Source organism: Ruegeria sp. BE3 (assembly GCF_056538865.1).
In genome coordinates, this window is the sequence record NZ_JBQFTW010000003.1 from 241,073 (window position 1) to 268,004 (window position 26,932).

At 58.0% G+C, this 26,932-nt stretch carries 21 protein-coding genes and 2 pseudogenes; 13 read left to right on the forward strand and 10 right to left on the reverse strand.

Going from position 1 to position 26,932, the window contains the following annotated elements; all coding sequences use genetic code 11:
- The first annotated feature begins 4 nt into the window (after nt 1–4).
- The 7 genes from ACR0AZ_RS10795 (at nt 5) to ACR0AZ_RS10825 (ending at nt 7,852) form a co-directional block, all read left to right on the forward strand.
- The gene (locus ACR0AZ_RS10795; protein WP_480667417.1) at nt 5–823 is read left to right on the forward strand and encodes an IclR family transcriptional regulator; all 819 of its coding nucleotides are present in this window, start codon (nt 5–7) and stop codon (nt 821–823) included.
- Nucleotides 820–2,166, forward strand: coding sequence for an aminotransferase class III-fold pyridoxal phosphate-dependent enzyme (locus ACR0AZ_RS10800; RefSeq protein WP_480667418.1), 1,347 nt, complete (start codon nt 820–822; stop codon nt 2,164–2,166). The genes ACR0AZ_RS10795 and ACR0AZ_RS10800 overlap by 4 nt, the downstream gene beginning before the upstream one ends.
- 330 nt (nt 2,167–2,496) lie before the next feature.
- Nucleotides 2,497–3,126 (forward strand): CDP-alcohol phosphatidyltransferase family protein, encoded by a 630-nt coding sequence (locus tag ACR0AZ_RS10805; protein ID WP_480658856.1) that lies wholly within the window; start codon nt 2,497–2,499, stop codon nt 3,124–3,126.
- Entirely contained in the window at nt 3,123–4,319 is a 1,197-nt protein-coding gene (locus ACR0AZ_RS10810) for an ABC transporter substrate-binding protein (protein ID WP_480667419.1), read from the forward strand. Before ACR0AZ_RS10805 ends, ACR0AZ_RS10810 begins: the two co-directional genes overlap by 4 nt.
- Nucleotides 4,309–6,021 (forward strand): ABC transporter permease, encoded by a 1,713-nt coding sequence (locus ACR0AZ_RS10815; RefSeq protein ID WP_480667420.1) that lies wholly within the window; start codon nt 4,309–4,311, stop codon nt 6,019–6,021. The genes ACR0AZ_RS10810 and ACR0AZ_RS10815 overlap by 11 nt, the downstream gene beginning before the upstream one ends.
- Complete coding sequence (locus ACR0AZ_RS10820; protein ID WP_480667421.1) at nt 6,014–6,661, forward strand: ATP-binding cassette domain-containing protein; 648 nt, start codon at nt 6,014–6,016, stop codon at nt 6,659–6,661. The genes ACR0AZ_RS10815 and ACR0AZ_RS10820 overlap by 8 nt, the downstream gene beginning before the upstream one ends.
- A gap of 546 nt (nt 6,662–7,207) precedes the next feature.
- Entirely contained in the window at nt 7,208–7,852 is a 645-nt protein-coding gene (locus ACR0AZ_RS10825; protein ID WP_480667422.1) for a GntR family transcriptional regulator, read from the forward strand.
- Between the two features lie 2 nt (nt 7,853–7,854).
- Here the strand turns inward: ACR0AZ_RS10825 and ACR0AZ_RS10830 are convergent, their stop codons facing one another.
- Genes ACR0AZ_RS10830 through bioB form a run of 6 tightly spaced genes read right to left on the reverse strand, consistent with a single transcriptional unit; the run spans nt 7,855 to nt 13,237 of the window.
- Nucleotides 7,855–8,610 (reverse strand): methyltransferase domain-containing protein, encoded by a 756-nt coding sequence (locus ACR0AZ_RS10830; RefSeq protein WP_480667423.1) that lies wholly within the window; start codon nt 8,608–8,610, stop codon nt 7,855–7,857.
- Complete coding sequence (locus ACR0AZ_RS10835) at nt 8,607–9,230, reverse strand: pimeloyl-ACP methyl esterase BioG family protein (protein WP_480667424.1); 624 nt, start codon at nt 9,228–9,230, stop codon at nt 8,607–8,609. Before ACR0AZ_RS10835 ends, ACR0AZ_RS10830 begins: the two co-directional genes overlap by 4 nt.
- A complete protein-coding gene (bioA, locus tag ACR0AZ_RS10840; protein WP_480667425.1) occupies nt 9,227–10,513 on the reverse strand; it encodes an adenosylmethionine--8-amino-7-oxononanoate transaminase in 1,287 nt (428 codons plus the stop codon). Before bioA ends, ACR0AZ_RS10835 begins: the two co-directional genes overlap by 4 nt.
- Nucleotides 10,510–11,130: a dethiobiotin synthase gene (gene bioD, locus ACR0AZ_RS10845; RefSeq protein ID WP_480472468.1), complete on the reverse strand. Its 621-nt coding sequence runs from the start codon at nt 11,128–11,130 to the stop codon at nt 10,510–10,512. Before bioD ends, bioA begins: the two co-directional genes overlap by 4 nt.
- On the reverse strand, nt 11,127–12,260 hold the full coding sequence (locus ACR0AZ_RS10850; protein WP_480667426.1) for an 8-amino-7-oxononanoate synthase: 1,134 nt from the start codon (nt 12,258–12,260) through the stop codon (nt 11,127–11,129). Before ACR0AZ_RS10850 ends, bioD begins: the two co-directional genes overlap by 4 nt.
- Nucleotides 12,257–13,237, reverse strand: a complete 981-nt coding sequence (gene bioB, locus ACR0AZ_RS10855; RefSeq protein WP_480667427.1) for a biotin synthase BioB — start codon at nt 13,235–13,237, stop codon at nt 12,257–12,259. The genes ACR0AZ_RS10850 and bioB overlap by 4 nt, the downstream gene beginning before the upstream one ends.
- A 301-nt stretch (nt 13,238–13,538) precedes the next feature.
- On the opposite strand from bioB, the gene ACR0AZ_RS10860 reads away from it, so the two are divergent.
- The 5 genes and pseudogenes from ACR0AZ_RS10860 (at nt 13,539) to ACR0AZ_RS10880 (ending at nt 20,736) form a co-directional block, all read left to right on the forward strand.
- The gene (locus ACR0AZ_RS10860; RefSeq protein ID WP_480667428.1) at nt 13,539–16,490 is read left to right on the forward strand and encodes an NAD(P)-dependent oxidoreductase; all 2,952 of its coding nucleotides are present in this window, start codon (nt 13,539–13,541) and stop codon (nt 16,488–16,490) included.
- A 694-nt stretch (nt 16,491–17,184) separates the two neighbouring features.
- Nucleotides 17,185–17,280, forward strand: a pseudogene (locus ACR0AZ_RS10865) (hypothetical protein); the annotation flags it as partial.
- Between the two features lie 51 nt (nt 17,281–17,331).
- Nucleotides 17,332–17,580 (forward strand): hypothetical protein, encoded by a 249-nt coding sequence (locus ACR0AZ_RS10870; protein WP_480667429.1) that lies wholly within the window; start codon nt 17,332–17,334, stop codon nt 17,578–17,580.
- A gap of 99 nt (nt 17,581–17,679) precedes the next feature.
- Nucleotides 17,680–19,435 (forward strand): annotated as a pseudogene (locus ACR0AZ_RS10875) (type I secretion system permease/ATPase).
- On the forward strand, nt 19,432–20,736 hold the full coding sequence (locus ACR0AZ_RS10880) for an HlyD family type I secretion periplasmic adaptor subunit (RefSeq protein WP_480667430.1): 1,305 nt from the start codon (nt 19,432–19,434) through the stop codon (nt 20,734–20,736). Before ACR0AZ_RS10875 ends, ACR0AZ_RS10880 begins: the two are co-directional and overlap by 4 nt.
- Before the next feature lie 55 nt (nt 20,737–20,791).
- Here ACR0AZ_RS10880 and ACR0AZ_RS10885 read toward each other — a convergent pair whose 3' ends face one another.
- The gene (locus ACR0AZ_RS10885; protein ID WP_480667431.1) at nt 20,792–21,436 is read right to left on the reverse strand and encodes a glutathione binding-like protein; all 645 of its coding nucleotides are present in this window, start codon (nt 21,434–21,436) and stop codon (nt 20,792–20,794) included.
- 25 nt (nt 21,437–21,461) lie between these two features.
- On the reverse strand, nt 21,462–22,013 hold the full coding sequence (locus ACR0AZ_RS10890) for a cysteine hydrolase family protein (RefSeq protein WP_480667432.1): 552 nt from the start codon (nt 22,011–22,013) through the stop codon (nt 21,462–21,464).
- Nucleotides 22,014–22,113: 100 nt separating this feature from the next.
- On the opposite strand from ACR0AZ_RS10890, the gene ACR0AZ_RS10895 reads away from it, so the two are divergent.
- Nucleotides 22,114–23,049, forward strand: coding sequence for a GlxA family transcriptional regulator (locus ACR0AZ_RS10895; RefSeq protein ID WP_480667433.1), 936 nt, complete (start codon nt 22,114–22,116; stop codon nt 23,047–23,049).
- Nucleotides 23,050–23,168: 119 nt separating this feature from the next.
- Here ACR0AZ_RS10895 and ACR0AZ_RS10900 read toward each other — a convergent pair whose 3' ends face one another.
- On the reverse strand, nt 23,169–25,586 hold the full coding sequence (locus ACR0AZ_RS10900; RefSeq protein WP_480667434.1) for a GcvT family protein: 2,418 nt from the start codon (nt 25,584–25,586) through the stop codon (nt 23,169–23,171).
- Nucleotides 25,587–25,614: 28 nt separating this feature from the next.
- Nucleotides 25,615–26,865, reverse strand: coding sequence for an aminotransferase class V-fold PLP-dependent enzyme (locus tag ACR0AZ_RS10905; RefSeq protein WP_480472450.1), 1,251 nt, complete (start codon nt 26,863–26,865; stop codon nt 25,615–25,617).
- Between the last annotated feature and the right edge of the window lie 67 nt (nt 26,866–26,932).

A 26,932-nucleotide genomic window follows, 5' to 3' on the forward strand; every position in this document is an offset into this window, starting at 1 on the left:
CCAAATGTCCTCTGCCTCAAAAACCCTGCAATTGCTGGAACACTTCTCTCCTGACCGGCCTGAGATCGGGCTGTCGCAACTCTGCAGATTGGCAGGGCGCGACAAGGCTACGACCTATCGATATCTTCAGGCTCTGGAAGAGGTTGGATTTATTGAGCAAAATCCCGGCACCAAACAATACCGTCTTGGACCTGCTTTGCTGCAACTGGCGCAGACCAGAGAGTTGACCGTACCTCGCAAGGCCGGGGTCGAGGCCCCGCTGCGCGCGCTTGCGGACGCGACCGGAGAAACCTCACATGTCTCGGTCCTGTCAGGCAAAACGCTCTATAAGCTCATGGCGCACGAATCGCCCCGCCACAGCATTCGTGTCATCATCGACATCCAAACCTTTCCACTGCATGCGACAGCCTCAGGCCTGTGCGCGCTGGCCTTCGGACCCGAGGACTTGCTGGAGGTGGCCAATGCCGACTTGGCCGCATTCACGTCTGCCACCATGACGGATCCCGACGCGCTGCACGCTGCCATTCAGAAAACTCGCGCCTGTGGCTTTGGTAAATCCGAGGGCAGCCTTGAGGCGGATGTCCACAGCCTCGCCGCGCCGCTCTTCGATCAGGCAGGGCAATTTGCGGGTGCCGTTTCCGCTGCAAGCGTCGCCACACGTTTCACGCCCGAGCTTGAACATCAGATTCAAACGCATCTGATCACCGCCAGCCGGACTATCACACATAATTGGGGCGGCGCCGTCCCAATTCAAATCGAGCAGGCCTGGTCGACAGGCCGCGACCCCTCACGAGACCTTCAGGAATTGGAACCCACCCGATGAAAGACTCGAATTTTCTCAAGGAACATAACGGCCGCCTGATGTGGCATCCGATGACCTCGCCGCAGGACAGTATCGACACGCCGCCCAAGATCATCACCGGGTCCGAGGGGGTTTCGATTACCGACATAGACGGTCACACCGTCGTCGACGCGGTCGGCGGCCTGTGGAACGTCAATCTGGGCTACTCCTGCCAAACGGTGAAAGACGCAATTGCGGCGCAGCTGCAGAAACTGCCCTATTATTCGACCTTCCGCGGGGCCTCGAACGATGCCGCGATCGAGCTGTCCTATGAACTGTCCGAGTTTTTTGCACCAGACGGGATGGCACGGGCGTTTTTCACGTCCGGCGGATCAGATTCAGTCGAAACCGCTCTGCGCCTGTCGCGTCAGTATCATAAGCTGCGGGGCGAGCCGGGACGCATCAAGTTCCTAAGCCTGAAGAAAGGGTATCACGGCACCCATATGGGCGGGGCGAGTGTAAACGGCAATGCCAATTTCCGCACCGCTTACGAGCCGCTGCTGCCCGGCTGCTACCATATTCCAGCGCCCTATACATATCGCAACCCGTTCAACGAAAGCGACCCCGAGAAACTGGCCCAGCTTTGCGCCGCAGCCCTGGAGGATGAGATCGCATTTCAGGGCGCGAGCACCATCGCCGCGATGATTATGGAGCCTATTCTGGGCGCGGGCGGGGTGATCCCTCCGCACAAGTCCTTCGCACCGATGGTGCGGGAGATCTGCGATCGTCACGGCATCCTGCTGATCACCGATGAGGTCATCACCGCTTATGGTCGTACCGGAGCCTGGTCTGGCGCGCGCCTTTGGGGCATTCAGCCCGACATCATGTGCACGGCGAAAGCGATCACCAACGGGTTCTTCCCGTTTGGCGCCGTCATGCTTGGTGACAAGTTGGTCGATGTGTTCGAAGGCAATCCAAATGCCAAGATCGGCCACGGATATACCTATTCCGGTCACCCGGTAGGTGCCGCGGCCGCGCTGGCCTGTCTTGCCGAAACAAAGCGCCTGAACGTCACCGAAAACGCAGCCGCGCGCGGCACCCAATTGTATGAAGGCTGCAAAGCGCTGCAGCAGAAGTATGACTTAATTGGAGACGTACGCGGCGGGCATGGTCTGATGACAGCCATTGAAATGGTAAGCGACCGGGGAACCAAAAAACCGATCGACGCGGCAACGGCCAGCAAGGTGCAGGAAGTCGCGTATGACTCAGGCGCCATGATCCGGGTGTCCGGGCCCAACCTGATCCTGTCGCCACCGCTGGTTTTGTCTGAACAGGAAGCAGATACAATCCTGTCGGCGCTGGAGGCTGGATTCCGCGCTGCCTAACAGGCGTTCATTGGTTTGCTAAAATGGCCGAGCGGGTTACGTTTACGGCTGAGCGCTCCAACGTTGCTTGGGGCGGCTCTACCAACCTGATCAAATTTAGTTGTCGGTACGTCGCTGGACTTTGCTCCATCGCGATATAGTTGTCAGATACAGACGGGGAACGGTCCGGACTTGCGTAGCGGGTAGCGGAACACACAACGTCGTGAACAGACCCCTACCCATTTTCCTTTCGCGCGAGTGTTCGCTAGTCGTTAACCGAGTTGCTTGTCTGGATTCTGCAAGATTTAATACAGGCCGCTTACGCCAACGACCAGAAACCCACGACCACGCATGCTTGACGCCCATATCCGACCACTGATCGACCCGCCTCTTAATGCAATTGGGCGGGGACTTGCCGCGCGTGGGGTGTCAGCCAACACGGTCACCTTGATTGGATTGGGCTTCGGAGTTCTGGCCACAGTAGCGATCATTGTCGACCACCTGTGGATGGCGATAGCACTGATCCTCTTGTCGCGCCTTGCGGACGGGCTGGATGGGGCAATTGCCCGCGCCCGGCGAAAGACTGACTTCGGGGGATACCTCGATATCACCTGCGATTTCATGTTCTATGGCTTGATCCCGATGGCATTCATATGGACCGATCCAGCCGGAAACGCGTTGGCCGGAGCGTGGCTGTTGGTGAGCTTCTATTTCAACGGCGCGACGTTCCTGGGATATGCCATCTTGGCTGAGAAACATGGACTGAAAGCCCAAAAACACGGCGCAAAATCGCTCTACTTCACCGGAGGCCTGCTGGAGGGGACCGAAACAATTGCGTTCTTCATTGCAATCTGCCTGCTGCCCGCCTGGTTTACACCAATGGCGTGGGGTTTCGGCGCAGTTTGCTTTATCACGGCCCTCTCGCGCATTCTGCTTGCGCGACAGGTTTTTGCCCCCATGGAAGATAAGGAAAACCCATGAAGTATCTCATCGCCGCCGCATGCGCAGCCCTTGCAGGAGCGGCATGGGCCGAGCCCGACCCGGCGAACTGGGACGACGTTCTGAACGAAGCTGATGGTCAGACCGTGTATTGGAATGCCTGGGGCGGATCAACGACGACAAATGACTTCATCGAATGGGTCGGCACTCGGGTCAAGCAAGAGCATGGCGTTACGTTGGAACACGTAAAGCTTGCCGACACGGCTGATGCCGTCAGCCGCGTGATCGCCGAGAAATCCAGTGGCAAGGATACTGATGGTGCGATTGATCTCATCTGGATCAACGGGGCCAACTTCAGTGCCATGAAAGAGGCCGATCTGTTGTTCGGACCCTTCGCGGAGGCCTTGCCCAACTGGCGCTTCGTGGATGTCGAAGGCAAAACCGTAACCACCGATTTTACGGTCCCGACCGACGGATTCGAAAGCCCGTGGGCCATGGCACAGGTCGTATTCATCTATGACAGCGAGGTCCTGCCCGATCCACCCAAATCGGCCGAAGCCATTCGCGACTGGGTGACCGAAAACCCCGGCCGTTTCACCTTTCCGCAGCCGCCGGACTTTCTGGGCACCACCTTCCTGAAGCAGATGCTGATCGAATTGGTCGAGGATCCGGCGGTTCTGCAACAGGCAGCCGGCGACAACTATGCCGAAGTAACCGGCCCGCTCTGGAACTGGTTGGAGCGGGTTACGCCCGACCTCTGGCGATCTGGCCGAGCCTACCCGCAGACTGGTCCCAGTCAGTTGCAGCTGATCAACGATGGCGAAGTGGATATGGCGATCAGCTTCTCTCCGGGTGAGGCCACCGCAGCCATCGCCAATCAGCAATTGCCAGAAAGCGCACGTACCTTTGTGCTGGATGGCGGTACGCTGGGCAATGCCAGCTTCGTGGCCGTTCCCTATAATGCGTCTGCCAAGGCTGGTGCCATGGTAGTCGCCAACTTTCTGATCAGTCCCGAAGCACAGCTGCGCGCGCAAGACCCCGAAGTGTTGGGTTATGGCACCGTGCTGGATATGGATGCTTTGCCGAAAGCCGACCAAGCTGCCTTCGATGCGCTGGAACTGGGCGTTGCGACCCTGTCCCCGGCCGAGCTGGGCCCGGCATTACCAGAACCGCATCCCAGCTGGATGACCCGGATCGAAGCGGACTGGGCCGAGCGATACGGCGTTGGCAACTGATCTCAAACCGGTCACCCGTTGGGGTCTGGCACCCACGCTGACCATCGGATTGCTGTTGGGTCCCATCGCCGCCGGTTTGGTCGGAACCATCGTTCCAGCCTTCGGCGGGTTACGCCCCGGTGGTGAGAGCGCCCTGTCATTCGACCCATGGCTTCGGCTTTGGGCCGAGCCGGGTGTACTGCAAGCCATATGGCTGTCGTTCAAAACCGGAGTGCTGTCGACCTTCGGAGCATTGCTCGGGTGCTTTTTGCTCATCGCGGGTTGGTATGGCACGCGGGTCTTTAACCGCGTAGAAAGTGCTCTGTCTCCGCTGCTGTCAGTTCCCCATGCAGCTGCCGCGCTTGGTCTGGCCTTTCTGATCGCGCCATCCGGATGGATCGCCCGCCTGATTTCGCCCGAGATCACCGGCTGGGCTCGTCCACCCGATCTGCTGATCATTCAAGATCCGGGCGGCTGGTCGTTGATTACCGGTCTGATGATCAAAGAACTGCCCTTTTTGCTATTGATGTCGCTTGCCGCATTGCCGCAGATCAGATCGGCTGAGCGAATGAAGGTCACACAGGCGTTGGGCTACGGCAAGGTACGGGGGTGGTTTATGGCGGTAATGCCATCGCTCTACGCCCAAATTCGCCTGCCGGTGTATGCGGTTCTCGCTTATGCGATGTCGAATGTTGATGTAGCCATGGTACTGGGTCCGTCCCGTCCACCACCTCTGTCGATATTCATTCTACGCTGGATGACCGACCCCGATCTGGCGTTACGCTCACCGGCGGCGGCCGCGGCATTGGTGCAGCTGGGAATGGTGGTGACCGCAATCCTGATCTGGCGCGGTGCAGAGAAACTTTTTGCCACGCTCATCAATCGGGCCGTCGAAAGTGGCGAGCGCCACGCTGGTCTGCGCGATTACATTTTGCGCGCGGTGGGCGTGACGGTTGCCAGTTTGGCCGCGCTGGCGGTCTTTGGAGGTCTGCTCAGTCAGTTGATCTGGTCATTCGCAGGACGATGGCGGTTCCCGGATGCGCTGCCGCAGGGGTTCAGCCTGATGTCGTGGACCCGACATGGACCGGCGGCGGCAGAGGTCACCCTGGTCACCTTCGGGCTGGCGCTCGTTACTGCGTTAATCGCACTGAGCCTAGTGATCGGCTGTCTGAACTCCGAAACCCGTCAAGGGCGTGAGATGAACAAAACGGGATTGGTGATCCTGTATCTGCCCCTGATCCTGCCTCAGATAACTTTTCTGCCCGGCCTGCAAATCCTGATGATCCAGATTGGGGCGGCCCAAGGGGTCGCACCCGTGATCCTTGCCCATCTGGTGTTCGTCCTGCCCTATGTGTTCCTGGCCCTCGCCGGACCATATCGCGCATTGGACAACCGCTATGCCACCATTGGCGCCGCCATGGGGCTGGGCGCGGTCGGCATTCTGTGGCGCATCCGTTTGCCGATGCTGCTGGCACCGATTTTGACAGCGCTTGCTGTGGGCATGGCAGTGTCGGTCGGGCAATATATGGCGACCCTGCTGACCTCGGGCGGGCGGGTCAACACGCTTACCACCGAAGCTCTGGCCTTGTTTTCCGGCGGTGATCGCCGCGCAATAGGCGTCTGGACTATCGCCTTGGCTGCAACCGCATGGCTGCCGTTCTTTCTGGCCCTGATTATCCCCAGAATCGTGTTCCGCAACAGGATTGGTCTGTGCCATGGCTGAAACGGGTTTGGTTCTTGACCAGCTATCGATATCGCATGCCGATGGCAGACCACTAACACATCTGTCTGCCTCAATAGCGCCGGGCGAGGTGCTCAGCCTGATGGGGCCTTCAGGCGTTGGTAAATCAACGGTTCTGGCGGCGATTACCGGCACACTTCCACCTGCATTTAGATTGCAGGGACGTATCACGCTCAACGGACGTACCCTCAATGCTCTGCCACCGCAAAAACGGCGTGTCGGCATCCTGTTTCAGAACCACCTTTTGTTCCCCCACCTGTCCGTTGGTCAGAACATCGGGTTCGGATTGCCGCGACGTACGTCCGACCGGCAAGGCAGAATACAGAGCGCCTTAGCCGAGATCGGACTTGAAGGGTTTTCCGAGCGTGATCCGGAAACGCTATCAGGCGGGCAGCGCGCACGCGTCGCGCTGATGCGCATGCTTTTGGCGGAACCAGACGCCCTGCTGCTGGATGAGCCCTTCTCACGCCTCGACGTCAGCTTACGTGCGAAAATGCGCGATCTGGTTTTTCAACGCGCCCGGGCCGCTAGTCTGCCCGTCTTGTTGGTTACACACGATCTGGCTGATGCAGAAGCTGCGCAGAGTGAGATCATTGACTTGCCAGATAGGCAACGCTGCTAATCCACAGATCAGCCATCAACGCATTAGGTATACTCATTTTCGATTAGCTCGTGGGGCGGCACGTCGCACTAAGTAACCCCCTCAAATCCAGCTTGAAAACCAGAACATGCTAAAATCAACACGTACCGCCCACTGCGCAAGCATCGCATTGTGGCGAAAATGTGTCCACTATTTGCTTTGAAACTTACTGTTTACATCGCGGAAACAAAGCGTTTCGCGAAATCCTCCGGTGCTACGGGGTTTCCCCAATTTCTGGCGCGCGGCTTTTCTGGCACCTTGGAGTCATCGGATCGTAACTACCACTTACGCCCTCCGGCACAGAATGGGGCTGGCTCTTACCCCCTCAGCCAGCCCCTTTCTTTTCGGCTCATCACTGAAGTTCACACTGAGGCCCTGCGCGTTTAGAGTCGTAGTCGTTTTGGGCTATTGCTTTGCCCGCATCGACGCCCATCATTTTGGCATCCGTGTCCAACCGGGATACCCTCGAGCCGACGGGTCGAGGTTGGCCTGTTGTTCAACCCCACACATGATTATAAGTGCCTGACGATGCGCCGAATTAAGCGCGAAATCGACGGAGGCCCGGTGGCGCATCAGCAGATCAAGAAATCGGATGATTTGGCAGAAAAACTGTCGGCCAGGATTGTTCGGGGCGAGTTTCAGCCCGGAGAAAAGCTGCGACAGGATCTGATCGCGCGCGAGTTCGGGGTGAGTCAGGTCACGGTTCGAGAGGCTTTGCTCAACCTTGCTTCGCAGGGATTGGCGATCAGCATGCCGCGCCGGGGCATGTGTGTGGCCCCCATGGATCAGAGCGCGATCGACGAACTGCACACAATGCGATGTGCACTTGAACCTGTCGCTCTGTACCGCTCAGTTCCTAATCTGACGCCCGCACAAATTGCAGAGATCGAAAAGGCACACACAAAGTGCAACGCTGCAGAAACTTCTGCAGATTGGGAAGAAGCAAACCGCGCATTCCATATGGCGGTCATAGCTGCCTGCAGAATGCCGCGCATGATTGCCGCGATCAACAACCTTCAACTTTTGTATTCATGGCATTTCAATACGCGCCAAACTGTCCGCTGGCGGCAGGGCGAGAACCCGGACCATGCGGCCATCCTGGCAGCAATCAAAGACCGCGATGCTGAGCGTGCACGCACGATCATGCAGCGCCATCTGACCCGGATGTCCTAGGATCACCCCGGTTTTCGGGCAATGATCCAAACCGCATGATAGGTCAAAGGCAGGCCAAGAGGGCTTTCGAAAAAGCGCGTATAATCGTCGATGAATTGCGTCAGACGGGATCGGGTCCAAGGGGCTTGTGCCCGACCATTCACACCCGTCTTGCGCAAATGGTCGAGGACATCACGCGCAGATGCGAAACGCGCTTGCCGTATGGAGTTTCCTGTCTTCACGACTTCAAGGTCATCTTCAACGAAAGACGCCAGTTCGCGAGCATTGCAAAGACTGGGGGCCTTCGCCGCTGATCCAATCTGCGTCAATTCCCGATATTGCTGGGGGCCAAATCCTGACACGGCCAACCAGCCGCCGGGCGCAAGCGCAGTTGCCGCCCTGCGCAGAAAACTGGCGGGGTCATACAGCCATTGGATCATCGAGGTCGAGGTGATGAGGTCGAGGCTTTCCGGCCAATCGATATTCGCAGCGTCACCACCCAAGAACACGGCATTGGCCGCATCCGCTGTCCGCTGTGCTTCCGGCGAAAGATCGTTGAGGGTCAGAGCCTCAAAGTCAAACCTGGCGCATAGCCGCTGAGTCAGATGACCAGTTCCACAACCCAACTCCAACGCCGATGCGAAATACCGGGGCGCTCCGCTCTGGCAGAGGTCTTGAACCAGTAGATCGGCGATATGGGCCTGTTGGCCAGATGCGGCATGGTAGCTTTCAAAGCTCCGGCTGAAACTGCGTTGTACCCGCTCTGCAAGCTGTATCATGACACGGTCCATCCAGCCCAGCTTTGCCCTGTTTCAAAAGGAATATGCGGCCTTGGCACGGACCGGATGGCGTGGCGCTGCGCGCTCCATGCGCGCTCTTGCGCTGCCGCGGGAATGACCCGATCGCGCTGCGGTATCCAGATACGATCAAACCGGGTATCCGGCGCAGGTCCGCGCCGGATGATGGCGTGCAATTCGGCCCGAGCGGCGGCCATATCGATGTCTGGCGCTGCACTTTTCAGGCCAGCCCGTCGGCAAAACCGCGCAAAACTGTCATCCGAGAGATTGTCTGCGGTCGCGCGGATAAGGTCTGGCGCTATCCCCCTCTCCTTATCCGCCGGAAACAACGTTCCTGCGACGGCAACCCGTCGCGCGGGCTGATATCCGACCCTCGACATCCAATGCGCGGCAGAGGCGACGCCGAACGAAAAGGCGACAAGATTGACATCATCGAACTGTTCAAGTTCCGGTAGAGGGTCGTCCAGCCGCGTGTAATCCTGAACCAACAGGACAGAATGGTCTCCTCTTAATCCATCGAAAGCAGCCGCCCCGACCGCCCAACCGCCGAACACAAGGGTGAGCAACGCCGTCTCTGAGCGCGACAACCATTGACGTTTCATCTGATGTCCTCGACCAGCGAAATCATGGCAGCCGTTACACGGCTCAGTTCATTCGAAGAGATGATATAGGGCGGCATGCAATATATGTTGCGGGTGAAGGGGCGCAGCCACACACCGGTTTCCGGCGCCCGACGATGCGCAATCGCGGGATCGACGCGGCCTTCCATTTCAATCACGCCGATGGCTCCCAGAACCCGGACATCGGCAACGCCGGGAAGTCTTCGCGCCGGAGCGAGTTCGTGTTCCAACTGACTGGCGATATCTTTGACCTCGGTGCGCCAGTCGCGTTGTGAAAGCTGATCAAGGCTTGCAATGGCTGCGGCGCAGGCCAGCGGGTTGGCCATATAAGTCGGCCCATGCATCATAACGCCGGCCTCGCTTGCACCGATGCCAGCCGCAACCGGTTCCGAGGCAACGGTGGCAGCCATCGTAATATGACCCCCGGTCAGCGCCTTACCGAGGCATAGGATATCCGGCACAATATCCGCGTGATGCATCGCAAACAGCTCGCCCGTCCGCCCGAATCCGGTGGCGATCTCATCAAGGATCAGCAAGATCCCATGCGCATCACACAAAGCGCGAGCGCGCTGCAACCAAGTGGGGTGATAGAAGTACATTCCACCCGCCCCTTGCACCACCGGCTCAAGGATCAGCGCGGCAATCCGGTCGCCCTTATATTTCAGCAATACTTCCAGCGCGCCCAACCCATTCAGGTCCGGGTCGTCACTCCACTCCTGATCGAACCCTATGGGAGGTCGCGGTAGAAAATGCTGGATCGATAGGGCACCGCGGAACAACCCATGCATGCCGGTAACGGGGTCGCAGACACTCATCGCTTTCCATGTATCCCCGTGATAGCCGCCGCGGATGGTTGCAAATTCCGAGCGTTCCGACCGGCCGTTGGCCATCTGATATTGCACGGCCATTTTCAGCGCCACCTCGACCGCAACCGAGCCGCTGTCACTGTAGAAAATACGATCAAGCCCGTCGGGCAGAAGATCCACAAGCCTGCGGCCCAGTTCGATCGCGGGCTCATGGGTTATCCCGCCGAACATGACATGGGGCATCCGGTCCAGTTGCTGCCGCATGGCAGCCGTGATGGCCGGGTGACGATGCCCGTGCACAGCACACCACCACGATGACATCGCATCAATCATTTGGACGCCGTCATCCCGCGTGAGCCATACCCCTTCGGATTGGGTGATAAAATGCATCGGTCCCGGATCGAGGATGTTGGTATAGGGGTGCCACAGATGGCGTGCATCAAACTCCAGCGGTGTCACAGAAAACTCCGGATCGTATCGGTATCGATTGCGGCAAAGGCCTTGGAAAGGGTCTCCTGCGACAGATCCGCGAGGTGCGGAAGCCGACCCAAATGCCGAACATTGCCCATCTCGACTATCGTCTGCTCCACATCCGGCTCTGCATCGCCAACGAAGGCGACACCGACCACCGGACACCCAGCCTCTCTCAAAGCCCGCAGCGACAGGAGCGTGTGATTGATCGTTCCAAGCGCTGTACGCGCCACGAGAATGATGGGGGCCTGCCATCTCGCAAACAGATCGAGGAAGAAATGCTCACGGTTCAGCGGCACCATGATACCGCCCGCGCCTTCGACCACGAGCGGCCCGGTGATATCGGGCAGGCTCAGACGATCCAACGCGATCTCAACGCCCATATCTTCGGCAGACAGGTGGGGTGAGGCGGGCATCCTGAGCCGATAGATCTCGGGCAGAACCTCAGCATCAGATAAGGATCTGATCGTTTCCGTATCGGTGATGTCATCAAGACCGGATTGCACGGGTTTCCAATAGCGGGCCCCAAGAGCACCAACCAACCCCGCAGCAAAGATGGACTTGCCGACGCCGGTATCCGTGCCGGTGACGATCAAAGCACTCATGCGGCAATCCTTTGGTGATATGCGATTGTGTCAAACAGAGCGCTGATATCCGCGTGGCTGACATTGCCGGTGATGGATATGCGCAGCCGCGATGTGCCGCGTGGAACTGTTGGCGGGCGGATGCCCCGGACGTCAAATCCCTGCCCCTGCAAAGCGGCGGCCATGGCCATGGTCCGGGCCTCATCCCCTAGCAGGATCGGGATGATCTGACTGCTAAGAGCAGCCTCAGCCACACCATTGCGCTCCGCTTCGGAATGGGCGTGATTGAGACGCGCTCGGGCCGCTTGGATCAGGTCAGTGTCGCGTTGCAAAACCTGCAACGCCACCCGCACAAGCGCTGCGGTCAGCGGAGCCGGAGCAGTTGTGAATATGAAAGGACGCGCCCGATTAATCAGTGCATCAATCATCACCCGTGGACCACAAACCAACCCGCCCGAAACTCCCAGAGCTTTGCCGCAGGTGTGCACTGTCAGCAACTGGGCTTCTGACGCGTGGGCCAAACCTCGTCCTTGAGGGCCAAAAACTCCGGTGGCATGGGCTTCGTCAACAATCAGCACTGCCTCGTGCGTGATCGCAAGGTCAGACAGCGCCTTCAGAGGAGCAGTGTCGCCTTCCATGGAATAGACACTTTCGACTGCGATCCAGATCTGACCCAACCCGCTATTCGCTTGCCATGCAGCAATGATCCGACGCGCGTCATCCACGTCATTATGAGCGAATGCGCGCGTTTCGGCACGACCCATGCGCATGCCTTCATGCGCACTCGCGTGAACCAGTTCATCATGCAGAACGAGGTCCTCTGCAGCAGGTAACGCGGAAAAAATCGCCTGATTGGCTTGAAAACCGCCGCCCATAAACAAAGCGGCCTCAGCGCCGAAGAAAACAGCCGCTTCCTGCTCCAACGCTTCATGTTCCTCGTGGTTGCCGCGCAGTAGGCGCGACCCGCCCGCGCCCACAGGCACGCCGCGATCCAGCGCACTGCGCGCCGCCTGTTCCAGCATCGGGGACCCGGCCAGACCCAGATAATCATTCGATGCAAAATCCAGCCCCCCCGCCAGGGACAACGACCGCCGCCGATGGCGTGTGTCCAGAACTTCGAGCATCGAGGTCAGGCGATCCAATGCCTTCATTCAGCCACGTCCTTGCAAGCCGGCTCCTGTACGCGTTCGGCTTGCATGCCAAGTTTGGCAAAAAGCATTGCGTCGACGTCTTCTTCGGGGTTTTCGGCGGTCAGAAGGGTCTCACCCACGAAGATTGAATTCGCTCCGGCCAGAAAACACAGGGCCTGAACCGCATCGCTCATATCGCTACGTCCTGCAGAAAGGCGTACATAGGATTGTGGCATCATGATCCGCGCGCAGGCGATGACGCGGACGAAATCAATCGGGTCGACCGGCTCAGCGTCCGCCAGAGGTGTATCCTGCTGAGGCATCAGCATGTTGACCGGAACGGATTCTGGCGCCGGGTCCAGATTGGCCAACGTCACCAACATATCGAGCCGGTCCTGCACACCTTCACCCATCCCGAGGATACCACCCGAACACACCTTGATCCCCGCCTCTTGCACGCGGGTCAGTGTATCGATCCGATCCGAGAATGTGCGGGTCGTGATGACCTCGGGGTAATAGCGTTCCGAGGTATCGATATTGTGGTTGTAGTAATCCAGCCCGGCATCACGCAGGCGCACGATCTGGTTGTCGTCCAGCATCCCAAGCGTCATGCAGGTTTCCATACCAAGACCCCGGACGCCTTCGACCATGGCGACAAGCGCATCCATATCCCGGTCCTTAGGCTCTCGCCATGCGGCCCCCATGCAAAAACGGGTCGCACCACCATCTCGGGCCTTGCGCGCCTGCTTCAGGACTCGCTCGACCTCGATCAGTTTCGAGGCCGACAGCTTGGAACCATTGCGGGCCGATTGCGAGCAATAGGCACAATCCTCGGCACAACCGCCCGTTTTGATCGAAAGCAGCTTCGAGGTTTGAATTTTGTTGGGGTCAAAATGCGCGCGATGCTGCGTCTGCGCGCGATAGAGCAGATCCATCAAAGGTAGGTCATATAAGGCTTGAGCGGCCTCGCGGGTCCAAGAGATGCCGATGGCTGTCATTTTATCGATAATAATCCTATAATCTCGATTTAGGAGGATTAAGTATCGATAAATTTGAAAACTACAACTCAATTCTTCGACAGCAGTCCAGTCTTAGCTTCTGTTGATATCGCAGCACTCGAGGTGCTGAGCGTTGAAATCCATCACTACGCTCAACGTCCTTCCACAAACAGCACCCTGTCTATTTTGCAGGATTTTGACGCTTGATTGCGTGAAAAGTTCGCAAACTGATGTTTCCGATAGTGAACCGGAGTTTACGATGCGCTCAGACCGGATTCTAACGCAACCAAGCAGGTGGACTATGAGTGACCTTGAAGCGCAGCGCAAACTCTCGATCGAAGCGACACATAACGGACCACCACCCCGGACCATCAACCCGTTCTTTGGCGTAGGCCCGATCACTGACGTAATTCAGGACGAAGCTGACGGGCGCAAGAACCGCTTCGAATTTGACCGCTGGCTGGAGGGCACCTATCGCAAGGTAGATGACAAAGGTAACGACCTCGGCCCGTTCACCACGGCTGAAATCGGGCGTTCGATGCACCGCGGTTATCCGGCGGACGCGATCCTGCGTGACATGATGTTTCACATTCACCGCTATTTCGGATTCCCCAAGGAAAATCCGATGGCCGTGGGCTTGGGCGGCGGCCACAGCGGTTTCACCGTCGCCATCATGCATCTGATGAACCCAAACCTGGACGGCCAGAAACTGTTCGTCGACACCCCGCGTCCGGAATCCGAGGAAGCGACCAAGGGCGGATTCTTCCGTCAAAGCTGGGGCGCCCAGATCCTGGAATTGCAGCAATTCGCAGCCAACGGCCACGAAGACAAGGTCGTGTTCTCGGGATCGGAAGGCACTATCCCGTCCGCTGATGAACTGGAGACGATGGGCATCACCCTGTTTGTCGGCGTTGGGCACGAGACGACCGGCGCCACCACTTACACCACGGAAGAAGTGAAGTCGCTGCTGGAATGGCTGGACCGTGATCCAGCAAACCGCCACGCGATGATCGACGCCACCTCGATGCTCGGCGGCATGCCCTGGCCGCAAGACGTGGTCGAAGCCTTCATGGCGAAGTGCAACATTTTCACTCCGTTTCAGAAGGCAATCGGCGGTATCTCGGGGTATTTCCTGGCCTCTTTCACTCCAGCGGCCATGCAGCTGATCGAAGACAACCAAAAGAACCCGGCCTGGGCCATCGCGCGCCAGTTGAAGCTAGTGGTTCCGACGGACGCCAAAAAACCGCTGACCGGCGAAAAGACCGTTGGGCTTGGCCCCTTCTACGACGCCGCGGCCGACAAGATGATCGGAGGCGTGATCAATACCTTCTCGTCACTGGCCTTTGCCGAAACCACCTATGGCCTTTTGCGCGTCGAAAAGATGTTCGGCTCGGTCGAGGTGATGAATCAACGCTCGGCAGCCAACCGGGCAAAGATCGACGCGTGGCTGGCCGGGCAGAATCTTCTGGTCGCGGGTGTAAGCGACGCGCAAAAACGCGGCGCTGCCGTAACACTACTGGCGGTGAATGACCCCGGCATCACCGATCCGGCCATTCACGGGCGTATCATCGCCCGCTCGAAACAACTGCTGGGCTATGAAGGTCTGACACATCCGAATGGCGATTATGACCCCGGCCTGGACGCTGCGCGCTATGTAAACGCCTTCCCCGGCACGCCGGGCGACTACCGCGCCTGGATCGGCGGCATTCGCGAGCCCGAGGATATCGTGCGCCTGCTGGAAAACATCTCTTACGCCTATCACCGCGCCAAGGTGGTCGTGCTGGAGGAAGAGCTTGCCGCCCAAGGCACGACCTTCGAAGCCTCGGCTGCAGGTGGATCGGACGTGCGCAAAGACGATCCGAGCCGCGCCTATCGCATCCTGATCGCCGACCTCGTCGGCCTGAAATTCGGCTCCGACGGTCAACCGGACGCATCAGCTGTCAAAGCCTATGTGGAAGAACAAGGCGCGACATTCACCTATGGTGGCTGGGATGGTTCTGAACTGCCTGCAGGACAACATTTCTTCTATCTGCCAGACCTGTCCACTCACGAGGAACTGACAGCGGCCTGCTGTGATAACCAATATGACGCGGTGATCGCGGCGGCGACCTTCTTTCCGGAAGATGCAACCTTCCCCGAAGGCGGCGTGCGCATCGGCGCTGGCACCGGCAATATGGCCTGCGCCTGCTGGGGCGGCGGCGACGGCGCAGGTGGTGGTGCCCCGCTGATGAATACCCCCAGCTTCAACAGCCGCGCCACCGCGCAGACTGCGATGAAGGCTTTGCTGCGTGTTCTGCCGGACCTCAAAGTCGACGAGATGCATGAGCGTGTCGTTGCAGGCGATTTCGACACTGGCAAACACCTGCGAGACTACCCGACCGAGAAGCTGGAAGGGAAACGCCTGGGAGTCATCGGCTATGGCAATATCGGTCGAGAAGTCGCCAAACTGGGTAAGGCCTTCGGTATGACGGTCGCAATCTATGCCCGTGAACCTCATCGGAAGTGGATTGAAAGCGAGGGCTTCATCTATGCCGCAACTCCGGAAGAAGCCGCGACAGGAGCCGATGTGCTTTCGCCCCATACAGGTCTTGGCGCCAAGGGCGCAGATGGTGTTTTTGCCAACGCGGGTCTTGTGGGAGCATCAGTACTGAACGCGTTAAACGACGGCGCGGTTCTGGTGAATTACGACCGCGGAGAAGTTGTCGATGCCGATGCTCTGAATGACGCGATGGCCTCGGGCAAGGTGGCCTATGCTGCCATTGACGCCGATCTTTTCATCGCCGATGACGGCAGCCTGTTCGGCCCGATGGTACCCTACCGTCCGCTGATCGAGGCTTATCCCGATCGTCTGGAGTTGCTGCCCCACGCCGCTGCCGACACCGAGCACACCTCGCGTGTTGAAGGCGCGAAACAGGCGGTGGATCAGATCCTGTCCGCGATCCGCTATCGCAAAGTGATCAACTGCAAGGGCGATCTGCCTGAGGGGTACGCAAGCGGCGGCGCACAGACAGTGCCGGGCGTGGGTAAGGTTTCCCCCTCAGTCATTGCTGCGGCTGCCGATGATGCCGAGACGCTGATGCGCCTGCGCGATATCACTGAGACACTGGCAGCGATCTGGGGCGCCATCGAAGCGACGCGCGACCCCGCCCGCCGGGCAGAACTGATCGAACGTCACGGCGAAGCCCTGACCTTGGCTGCAAATACCCTGCATCGCGATTTCGATGCCCTCGGCTTGGTCGGTGGTTACAACTAAGGGGCGCCCACCAACCCTGACAACCTGACCCCGGCGTGCGAGGGGCTCTCTTCGCGCGCCGACTTCATTGCCGACCTCCATCGCTACGATCTTTTGCTAGCTAGACAGTGATGAGATGTCCCTAAAAATTATCTACTCATAGTTGTTTTCTCGGTGCGCCTGAGATTTATCGGGCAACCACCTCGATTGCGCGCAAGCGCAACAAAAACCCACGTTTTCAATATGCTAACTATTTGCATCTAGCGCGCAATGAGAACTCGAACGTTGGGTGTTGGCATCCTCTACATCAACGTGCCTTGCTAGTTAAAATCGCACCATATCCTATTGTTTATATTTATATATTAGTAACTTACATCAAATCCTAAGGACGCAATCGCACACTTCCTCATTGCTTCCTCCTCGAACAATTCAATCCACGGGTTATCAAAAAAACGATAGCAACGTTGATTGGATGCATATGGCTTTTTGAGCGACGCAGAACTGTCCACACGGACTACTTAAACAAGACTATCTGAAGCTCAACCTACCCAAGAGGAAGCAATATGCCAACCTTTTCACCTTTTCCCCCTTTTCCAACAACATCACCGGCACCGATGGCGATGACTTTGTCACCTCGCTGCTCACAGGCGAAGGCACCATCGATACCGGCGCTGGTAACGACACGATCCGCAGCTTCCTGAACGCGGATGAAACAATCAACGCAGGCTCTGGTCGTGATTTCATTGATGCAGGTGCGGGCAACGACACGATCAATGCAGGCACTGGCGTCGACATCGTTCTGGGCGGCGCAGGCAACGACGTGTTCGAGTTCACCGAAGACTTTTTTGCGCCAACCGGCGGCGTGAACAATCTGACTGTCATCGGAGACTTCTCTGCCGATGATCTCATCAACCTGACCGGTTTGGGGTCTGATGCCTCCTTCGCTGATCTCGACACCAATGGCGACGGCGTTCTCGGCGAGGGCGACGACAATGTGTTCGCCGGAGCAGACGGCACCTTTGTCGAGCTGTATTTTGACAATGCAACCATCCAGATCGGTAATATCGACGGCATTCCAGAGCTGACCGAGGACCTGTTCCAGATAGGCTGAACCCAGCCTTAAGGCACAAGCGCCTCCGGTCTACCGGGGGCGCATCATGTTTATTCACTCTATTTTTCGACGCCAAGCCCTTGTGGAAAGGATGTTGAAGTGAAGACCGAAAGCCGTTCTGCATCACCCGGAAAAGGCGAACTCCGTTCAGCGCGCGACAGCGGCACGACATTCTTGGGCATCGCTTTTTTCTTCAGTGTTTTAGTAGATCTGCTGATGTTGACCGGCCCGCTGTTCATGCTGCAGGTCTACGACCGGGTGCTGAGTTCGCGTGCAATCGAAACCTTGACGGCGTTGTTTCTGCTGGTCGCACTTCTCTACGGCTTAATGGCAATGCTTGATTTTTCACGCGGCCGTATTGTAGCGCGGTTCGGAGCACAGCTGCAAACACAGCTTGAAGAACGCGTATTTGCCGCGACATTGCGCAGGGCGCTGAACCCGAAGATGCGCGGCACACCAGCCTCGGCATTGCGAGATCTTGATACGATACAGGGTCTTTGCGCCTCACCCATTCTGTTGGCGTTGATGGATATCCCATGGACCCCGTTATTTCTGGCGGCGATTTTTCTGTTCCATCCGTGGCTGGGTTGGTTGGCGCTCGGGGGCGGATTGGTGCTGATCGGCATCGCCGTGCTGAACGAAGTCATGACTCGGCGCAAACTGCTGGCAGCGCAATCCCAAGCGGCGCACGCAGCATCATTTTCTGAACACGCAAGGCAAGCGGCAGAAATCGTTTGCGCACAGGGCATGCAGCATAACGTGACCGAACGCTGGTTGCGGCAACGCTCGGTTGCGTTGACGGATTCGATCCGGGCAAGTGATTGGAGCGGTAGCTTTTCATCGCTCACCAAATCGCTTCGTCTGTTCCTGCAATCGGCGATGCTGGCCCTTGGTGCATTGCTGGTGTTGCGCAATGAAATGTCGCCGGGGGCAATGATCGCAGGTTCGATCCTGCTGGGGCGGGCCTTGGCACCGGTGGAGCAATCAATCGGCCAATGGTCCATGATTCAACGGGCGCGTACAGCCTGGCACTCTCTGGACCGATTTCTTCAGACAACTCCGCCGCTGGCCAAGCGAACCAAACTGCCTGAACCCTAGGCCAGATTGGACGTGAAGTCTCTGAACCTTATCCCTCCCGGAGCGGCACAGGCGACATTGCGCAATATATCCTTCCGGCTGGAGCCCGGCACCGCCATTGGTGTGCATTGGTGTGATTGGCAAGAGTGGTTCGGGCAAGACGACATTGGCCAAGGCATTGCTGGGCCTGCTGCCACCCACCGCTGGTGAGATCCGGTTGGGCGGTGCAACGCTGGATCAGTATGACCCTGTCGAATTGGGCCAGTATCTTGGTTATCTGCCGCAGCAAGTGACGCTCTTCCAAGGCACCGTAGCCGAAAACATCTCGCGCCTGTCACTGGACCCTGATCCCGATGCGGTGGTTGCCGCATCTTAAAAGGCCAATGCTCACGAAATGATACTGGGGCTGCCAGACGGTTACGACACCATGCTTGACGGCAACGACAGCCTTCTGTCAGGGGGGCAGAAACAGCGCATCGGCTTAGCGCGGGCGCTATATGGCGATCCGGTTCTGTTAGTATTGGACGAGCCCAATTCGGCGCTTGATGGCGAAGGTACCCAGGCGCTGAACGGGGCCGTGCGTGCGCTTAAATCTGCAGGTAAATCCGCTCTGATCATGACGCATCGCCCTCAGGCCATCGCGGAATGCGACGCACTGATCGTTATGGAGCAGGGTCACGTAGTCCGGGCCGGGCCCCGAGACGAAATTCTTGGCGGAGTGGTCGAGAACGCAAACCTGCTCAAGCGGCAACTCAGCTCGGTTGGTGGATCAACATGAACAAATTGAAAAGGCCAGCGTGGTATATCACCCTGCCCGCCTCGGTCGGATTTGCGGCAGTGGCCATCTTGGTGATTAGTCTCGGCGTGTGGGGAACCCGGACCCAATTGGCAGGCGCCATCGTTTCTAGTGGCGTGATTGAAGTGCAATCCAACCGGCAGGTGGTGGAGCATCCCGATGGCGGCGTTGTAGGCGAGATTCTTGCGCGAGACGGTGACCGCGTGCAACAGGGCGACGTTCTGGTGCGGTTGGATGACACGATACTCGCTTCGGAACATACGATCGTTGAAGGTCAGTTGTTCGAGGCCCTGGTGCGGACAGCCCGGCTGGAGGCTGAGCGTGATGGCTCGGACGCAGCGCAATTGGCGGAGCAATTGCAAAGCTTGCAGCAGACGGAAGCGATCGCGGGAGGCCTCATATCCGGTCAGTTGGACCTGTTTGCCGCGCGCGCCGAAACTCAGGCACAACAAATTGAGCAACTGATCAAACAGCGAATTCAGATCGAAGCTGAAATTGAAAGAACGCAAGCTCAGCTGTTCGCTCTGAAGAAGCAGCTGGTATTGATTGCCAATGAGTTGCAAGACCAAAAAAGCCTGTTTGACAGGGGTTTGACGCCTGCCAGCCGCGTATCCGCACTGGAACGGGAAGATGCTGGCCTGACTGGTGAAATTGGCCGATTGGAGGCAACAATCGCTCGTCTGCGCGGGCAGATCGCATCGACCGAGATTCAGATCGTTGAGTTGCGGGCAATGCGCCGTGAAGAAGCGATCAGCGAGATCCGTGAGTTGAAAGCTGAAATTGCTGAGCTGTCGGAACGGAGGATCGTTCTGAGCGAGCAATTGTTGCGCATGGACATTCGCGCTCCAGTAACCGGGGCCATCCACAGCAGCATCGTGTTTGCAAACCAGTCCGTTATTCAGGCCGGAGAGCCCATGATGTACATCGTACCGCAGGATACCCCTTTGCTGGTGGCTGCACAGGTCGACGCAATCCACGTTGATCAAGTGCACAAAGGGCAGAATGCGACGTTGCGATTTCCGGCTTTCAATCAACGCGAAACGCCGGAGCTGCAAGGACAGGTGATCAACATATCGGCAGATGTTTTTACGGATGAAGCGACCGGTTTCAGCTTCTATCGCGCAGAGCTTATCCCCGAAACCGGTCAAACAGAACGATTGAACGGTCAGGTGTTGCTCCCTGGAATGCCCGTTGAAGCGTTCATCGAAACGGATGCGCGAACGCCGTTGTCTTATCTGATCAAGCCGATGGCGGACTACTTCGTGCGGGCGTTCAGAGAGTAAGCTCGGATCAGTGGCGCAGTGACCGCGCGCAGGCGCGGTCACGATGAGATATGGATCAGGCCGCAAACAGATTTTGCTTCAGATCCTGATCCAGTTGCGTATCGTTTTCGATCAATGCCTTGATCGCCGGGCGGGACAGAACGCGCTGACGGTAGGCCTCGATATTCGGATAAGTGGTGTGATCCACTTGCGCATAGCCGGACAGCACAAAGAACCAGGTCAGATAGGCGTCCGCTGCCGAAAATCTCTCACCCAGCAGATAAGCGCGCCCGTTCAGGTGGTTTTCCAGTACCTCGAACCGAAGCGGAGCAAGCGCGCGCACGCGGTCTTTTACCTCGTCGGTGGCCTCCTGATAGAACACGACACGGAACAGGCCTTTGTGCAGCTCGGTGGCGCAGAAAGCCAGCCAGCGCAGCATCTGGAAATACTCGGGGCTGGTCGGGTCGACGCGGAAATCCGTGTTCTGTGATTGCGCCTGAATCCAGGCAATCACGGTCGAGGTTTCAGTCAGCCTGGTGCCGTCTTCCAGTTCCAGAACCGAGACCTGACCCAGCGGGTTGATATCATACAGCGATCCGCCGGCTGCCAATTCCTTGGTGGCCAGATTGAGGGGGGCAATATCCAGATCGACCCCGCCCTCGGCCGCAGCAAAACGTGCGGCCAGAGAACAGGTGAGGGGGGCGTGGTAGAGGGTGGTCATGGTAATCTCCGTTACGTACTGCCGCTTATGCCGCAGCCAGATAGTCGGCGGTGGTCACAACTTTGGCATAGGCAAAGGACAGCGCAGACATATACGCCTTGTGCACCTGTTCCGCCGGGATCACTTCGCCATTGAACTCCAGATCGCGGGAAGAGCAGGCATCCTCGACCACCGTGACGTTCAGGCCGATATCGGCGGCGTTACGGGCGGCGGCGTCGATGCACATGTGGCTCATGTCGCCAGCGATGGTCACATCGCTCACCTCATGTTCTGCCAACAGTGCCTGCAGATTGGTATCGCGAAAGGCGTTGACGTAGTGCTTTAGCACCTTGTGTTCCCCCTCCTGCGGGGTGACCGAGCTGTGGATTTCGGCGCCCGGTGTGTTCGGCGCGAAGAAGGGTGGGTTGTCGATCTGGAACTCGTGATGCACATGCACGACCATCTGCCCGGCATCGCGGGCCTGCTGCAGCAACCGAGCGGCGTTGGCAGCGCTGTCTTCGATCTTGTGCAGCTCCCATTTGCCGCCCGGAAAATAGTCGTTCTGAATGTCGATCAGGATCAATGCGGATCTAGTCATCTTGGTCTCCGTTTCTCGGTCTGTATCCAGCGCTGATTTAAGGCACCGGTCGCCGTAAGTTGACTGGCGCATTGGACATAAAACGCGTTAAATCTGACAAATGACACAACCCGCTCTGACCATCGGCCTTGCCGCCTATCCCGAGGCTCAAAACGCCGCGATTCACGGGTTGCAGGACCTGTTTGCCGTGGCCAACCGGTTCCAGCAGAACCATTCCGTACGGCCACGCCTTGTGGAAACGCAAGTCATTCGAAATTTCAACAGGGATGACAGCCGGTTAGAGGCATTGATCCTGCCTCCTGCTCTGGGCCAGCGCATCAGCGGTGCGAAAGAACAAGCCCTGGTTAACTGGATTCAGCGCCATCATCGCCGGGGTACATTGATCTGTTCGATTTGCGCTGGCGCATTCCCGCTGGCAGCCACCGGCCTGTTGGACGGACGGCAGGCAACAACCCACTGGGCACTGGCGACAGACTTTGCCAATCAATACCCTCAAGTGCAGCTGCAGGCAGACCGGCTGCTGATCGACGATGGCGATATCATCACCGCCGGAGGCTTGATGGCCTGGACCGATCTGGGCCTGCGTCTGATCGCACGCTTTATGGGACCTGCTGTGATGCTGCAGGTCGCACGGTTCTTCCTGATCGACCCGGGCGAACGAGCCCAAAGCTTCTACAGCTCATTCTCGCCCAACCTGACCCATGGGGACGATGCCATACTTCGCGTGCAACATTGGCTTCAGATGCGATATGCAAGTTCGGTTACCGTGTCCGAAATGGCCCGTACCGCGCGCCTTGAACCGCGCACTTTCGGACGTCGGTTTCAATCCGCGACCGGGCTCAGCCCATCGGAATACCTTCAGCAGCTGCGTGTCGCCAAAGCCCGCGAACGGTTGGAGCTGTCGCAGGCCAGCATCGAAACCATTGCACGGGCGGTGGGTTACATGGATATCTCGGCCTTCCGCCGCATGTTCCACAAGATTGTAGGGCTGTCGCCGGGAGAGTACCGAAAACGGTTCTCACCGGCGAAAGCCTGACCTGACGTCAACGCCAGGGACAATCATCAGGCCAATAGCGAATGTATGGCCGTTAATCGCAACATGTTTGAGCGTTCAGACATGTGGCCGAACACTCAAACTGCAATCATCGGGACTGCTTAGGAGCGCAAACGCTTACCTTCGGGATCGAAAGGCGCATCCTTCAATATACGTGCAGTATGCGGTTTACCCAGAACCTGGATCACCACCTCATCCCCGGGTTGCGCGACATTCGGGTCGGCATAACCGATCGCCAATGACTTACCAACGGAATAGCCATAGGCACCCGAAGTCACCCGGCCAACTGGCTTACCATCTGACGAGAAGATCGGCTCACCTCCGGTCGCGTCCGCATCCTCGCTCACATCTAGCTCGAACAGTGACAGGAGTTCGCGCGGGGCGTTGTCTTTGACCGCCAGATAGGCCTCCTTATGCAGGAACCCCTTGTCCAACTTGATCAGGCTGGCCAAACCGACCTCTTGTGGCCAGTATTCCTGAGAATACTCCCTGCCCCAGGAGCCATAACCTTTTTCAATGCGCAGCGATCCCAGCGCGCGACCGCCAACCGGCCCGCCGCCACAGTCTTTTGCCACTTCGAGAAGGGCGGTGTAGAGGGCGACCTGATCCTCTTGCGCGCAATGCAGCTCCCACCCCAGATCACCGGTAAAGCTGACCCGGATGGCCACACAGTCCACTCCAGCAACGGCTATTTTCCGGGACCTCATGAAGCGAAACGCCTCGTTGGACAGATCGGCATTGGTCAGGCGCGCCAGCCCCTCGCGCGATTTGGGTCCTGCAATGTTGAAGCCCGCGATACGATCGGTCGCGATTTCGAGCGTGGTGCCTTCGGGCAGCGGCACCATGTTGAAGAAACGTTGATGATAACGCTCGGCCATACCAGAACCGATCATCATGTATTCATCATCATCCAGTTTGGTGATCGTAAAGTCGCCCGCAACGCCGCCGCGTACCGAGATCAGCGGCGTCAGGCAGCTGCGCCCCACTTCGGTAGGCACGCGATTGGCCACGAGACGGTCCAGCCAATCATAGGCGCCCGGCCCCTTGATGACGTAATTTGCGAAGTTCGAGATGTCGATGACACCTACATTTTCGCGTAGCATCCGCACCTCGCATCCAACCGGATCAAACCAATTCTGGCGCGTAAAGCCGTTAGTCTCTTCTGTGCCAGGTTCATCAGCAAACCAAAGCGGATGTTCCCAGCCGCAGTTCAGGCCAAAGACGCAGCCCATTTCCTTCTGCATTTCATAGGCCGGGCGCACACGGGCCGGGCGACCAGCGCTGCGCTCCTCGTTCGGGAAATGGATCTTGAAACGGTGGGTATAGGCGTCCTCGACCCGTGCCTTGGTGAACTTCTTGTCAGCCCAGTCACCAAAGCGGGCGAGATCCCAGGCGAACATGTCGTATTGAGGCTCGCCTTCGGTCATCCATTGCGCGGCCAGCAGGCCCAGCCCCCCCGATTGTGAGAAGCCAGGGATCAGCCCCCCGCACAGGAAGTAATTCTTCAGCTCGGGCACCGGCCCCCACAGCATATTGGCATCTGGCGACCAGATCATGGGCCCGTTGATCACCCGTTTGACCCCTGCCGTTGCAGCAACCGGCACACGTTCGGTGGCGCGAATGACATTCTCCATGATCCGGTCCAGATCATCGGGGAACAAATCATGAGCGAAGTCCAACGGCGTGCCCTCTTCCGCCCAAAACTTCATGTTTTTCTCATAGGCACCGATCAGCAGCCCGTTGCCTTCCTGACGGAAGTAATACTCGCCATCCCGGTCGGCGATTGAGGGCAGACGACGGCCCAGATTGGCCACCTCGTCGATGGTTTCGGTCACAAAATACTGGTGCTCAGTCGGTTGCAGCGGCAACGTCAGCCCCGCCAGAGCCGCTACCTCTCGACCCCAGAGACCGGCAGCATTGACCACCCATTGAGTGTGAATGTCGCCCTTGGGCGTGCGCACGATCCAGCTACCATCAGGTTGTTGTTCGGTCGCGATCACCGGGCAAAACCGTTCAATGGTCGCACCCATGGCCCGAGCTCCGGCGGCATAGGCATGAGGCACGCCTGACGGGTCCACGTTGCCGCCATCTGGTTCGTACATGATGCAACGAATGTCATCGAACTGCGCCAGCGGGTGAAGTTCCTTCGCCTCTTCACGGCTGACCTCATGGAAATTCAGGCCATAGAAACGCGCCTTGGCCTCCTGAAGACGCAGCTGGTGTTCCCGTTCTTCGGTCTGAGCAAGATAAAGCGATCCGGGCTGGAACACGCCGCAGCTTTGACCGGTTTCCTTCTCCAGCTCTTTATACAAGTTCATCGTATAGTGCTGAATGCGCGTAATGTTGTTGTTGTCGTGTAACCCGTGGATATTCGCCGCCGCGTGCCAGGTCGAACCGGATGTCAGTTCGTCGCGCTCCAACAACACAACATCGGTCCAGCCGAGCTTGGCCAGATGGTACAGGATCGAGCAGCCGGCCAGCCCGCCACCGATAACAACAGCTTGTGCATGAGTTTTCATGAGTGTTTGTCCTTTGGCACACCGCTGCTCAAGCGGCGATCTCTTTCATGACAGCTAGGAACTTGGCGACTTCACCGATCGAGTTGTAGTGGCACATCGAAACGCGCACACAGGCGTCAAAGCCCAGCGGCGTCAGGATGTTGCCGGAGTAATGGTCCGCCTTGCGCAGATGCGTGCGGATCCCTTGTTCGTTCAGCTTTTTAACAACCTCAGCCGAGTCCACACCTTCAACGCGCAGCGATACCAGACCCTCGCGCGCTGGATTGTCGACACCCCCCAGAATGGTGACCTTTTCCATCTCGGCCAGACCACTAAGGTTCCCGGTGCCGTGGATCATGGCATCGGTCAGCGCCTTTTCCTGAGCGTGAATGGCATCGCCTGCCGCCAGAAACTTGCCGCGCCGATCGGTGGCATCGCTCACCTGACTGCCCAGCCATTCGAAATAGGACACGACGTCGGACATGGTGGCATAAGCTCCGGTGTCGCGCGTGCCCATTTCCCAATTGCCTGCGGGACCATCCAGCAAAGCATTGTGCTCGAGTTGGGTCAGACGGTCAGAAATCCACGCCACGCCGTATCCATGGCGAGAAAAGACTTTGTACGGAGAGATCACGTATCCATCGATATCGTAGGCAGTCAGATCAATCCGACCATGAGCTGCATGCTGAATACCATCCACGATGATGAAGCAGTCCGGCGCGACAGCGCGAATGGCCTGCGATACAGCAGCCACATCCACCCCCATTCCCGTTACGGGCGAGGTGTGTAAAATCGTAGCCACCTTGGTATCCGGCGTCACAGCAGTGGCATAAGCCTCGGCGGTTATGGTGCCCGTGGCGTCATCATGGCGTATCAGTACATGTTCCTGCCCTGCAATACGGGCCCAGCGGTCACAAGCCGACCGCGTCGCCGGATGCTCCAGAGTCGATCCCAGCACAATACCGGAATCAGTTCCCAGGCAGGCGTTCATGATCAACCGAAACAACAGTTCGGTTCCGCTTTCGCCTACAAAAAACTGCCCGCCGGGCGCGTTCATGAAATCCCGCATATCCGCCTTGGCTGCATTGATCGTTGCAACCAGCGCATGAGACCCCGGGTTGTCACGCCCCTGATTGTCCGGGATCGCGGCATAACGAACAGAACTATCCAGCACGGAATTCAACGTCAGCGCCCCTCCGGCGTTTTCGAAGAAAACCCGCTCACCCTGTTCGGGACAATGATCGATCTGAGCGAAACGGTTACGGACCTGTTCCTGCAGGCTTTCAGAAAATTGGCTCATGTAGTTGTGCCCGTGCGTGGTGGATGTGGTGTTGCTTTCGCCAAACTTAGTGTGGTTCGCGACCTAA

Excerpts from the sequence above, each read along its gene's own strand:
- ACR0AZ_RS10795 (WP_480667417.1), top strand. The coding sequence starts at position 5 with ATGTCCTCTGCCTCAAAAACCCTGCAATTGCTGGAACACTTCTCTCCT.
- ACR0AZ_RS10800 (WP_480667418.1), top strand. The coding sequence starts at position 820 with ATGAAAGACTCGAATTTTCTCAAGGAACATAACGGCCGCCTGATGTGG.
- ACR0AZ_RS10805 (WP_480658856.1), top strand. The coding sequence starts at position 2,497 with ATGCTTGACGCCCATATCCGACCACTGATCGACCCGCCTCTTAATGCA.
- ACR0AZ_RS10810 (WP_480667419.1), top strand. The coding sequence starts at position 3,123 with ATGAAGTATCTCATCGCCGCCGCATGCGCAGCCCTTGCAGGAGCGGCA.
- ACR0AZ_RS10820 (WP_480667421.1), top strand. The coding sequence starts at position 6,014 with ATGGCTGAAACGGGTTTGGTTCTTGACCAGCTATCGATATCGCATGCC.
- ACR0AZ_RS10825 (WP_480667422.1), top strand. The coding sequence starts at position 7,208 with ATGCGCCGAATTAAGCGCGAAATCGACGGAGGCCCGGTGGCGCATCAG.
- ACR0AZ_RS10830 (WP_480667423.1), bottom strand. The coding sequence starts at position 8,610 with ATGATACAGCTTGCAGAGCGGGTACAACGCAGTTTCAGCCGGAGCTTT.
- ACR0AZ_RS10835 (WP_480667424.1), bottom strand. The coding sequence starts at position 9,230 with ATGAAACGTCAATGGTTGTCGCGCTCAGAGACGGCGTTGCTCACCCTT.
- bioD (WP_480472468.1), bottom strand. The coding sequence starts at position 11,130 with ATGAGTGCTTTGATCGTCACCGGCACGGATACCGGCGTCGGCAAGTCC.
- ACR0AZ_RS10850 (WP_480667426.1), bottom strand. The coding sequence starts at position 12,260 with ATGAAGGCATTGGATCGCCTGACCTCGATGCTCGAAGTTCTGGACACA.
- bioB (WP_480667427.1), bottom strand. The coding sequence starts at position 13,237 with ATGACAGCCATCGGCATCTCTTGGACCCGCGAGGCCGCTCAAGCCTTA.
- ACR0AZ_RS10860 (WP_480667428.1), top strand. The coding sequence starts at position 13,539 with ATGAGTGACCTTGAAGCGCAGCGCAAACTCTCGATCGAAGCGACACAT.
- ACR0AZ_RS10880 (WP_480667430.1), top strand. The coding sequence starts at position 19,432 with ATGAACAAATTGAAAAGGCCAGCGTGGTATATCACCCTGCCCGCCTCG.
- ACR0AZ_RS10885 (WP_480667431.1), bottom strand. The coding sequence starts at position 21,436 with ATGACCACCCTCTACCACGCCCCCCTCACCTGTTCTCTGGCCGCACGT.
- ACR0AZ_RS10890 (WP_480667432.1), bottom strand. The coding sequence starts at position 22,013 with ATGACTAGATCCGCATTGATCCTGATCGACATTCAGAACGACTATTTT.
- ACR0AZ_RS10895 (WP_480667433.1), top strand. The coding sequence starts at position 22,114 with ATGACACAACCCGCTCTGACCATCGGCCTTGCCGCCTATCCCGAGGCT.
- ACR0AZ_RS10900 (WP_480667434.1), bottom strand. The coding sequence starts at position 25,586 with ATGAAAACTCATGCACAAGCTGTTGTTATCGGTGGCGGGCTGGCCGGC.
- ACR0AZ_RS10905 (WP_480472450.1), bottom strand. The coding sequence starts at position 26,865 with ATGAGCCAATTTTCTGAAAGCCTGCAGGAACAGGTCCGTAACCGTTTC.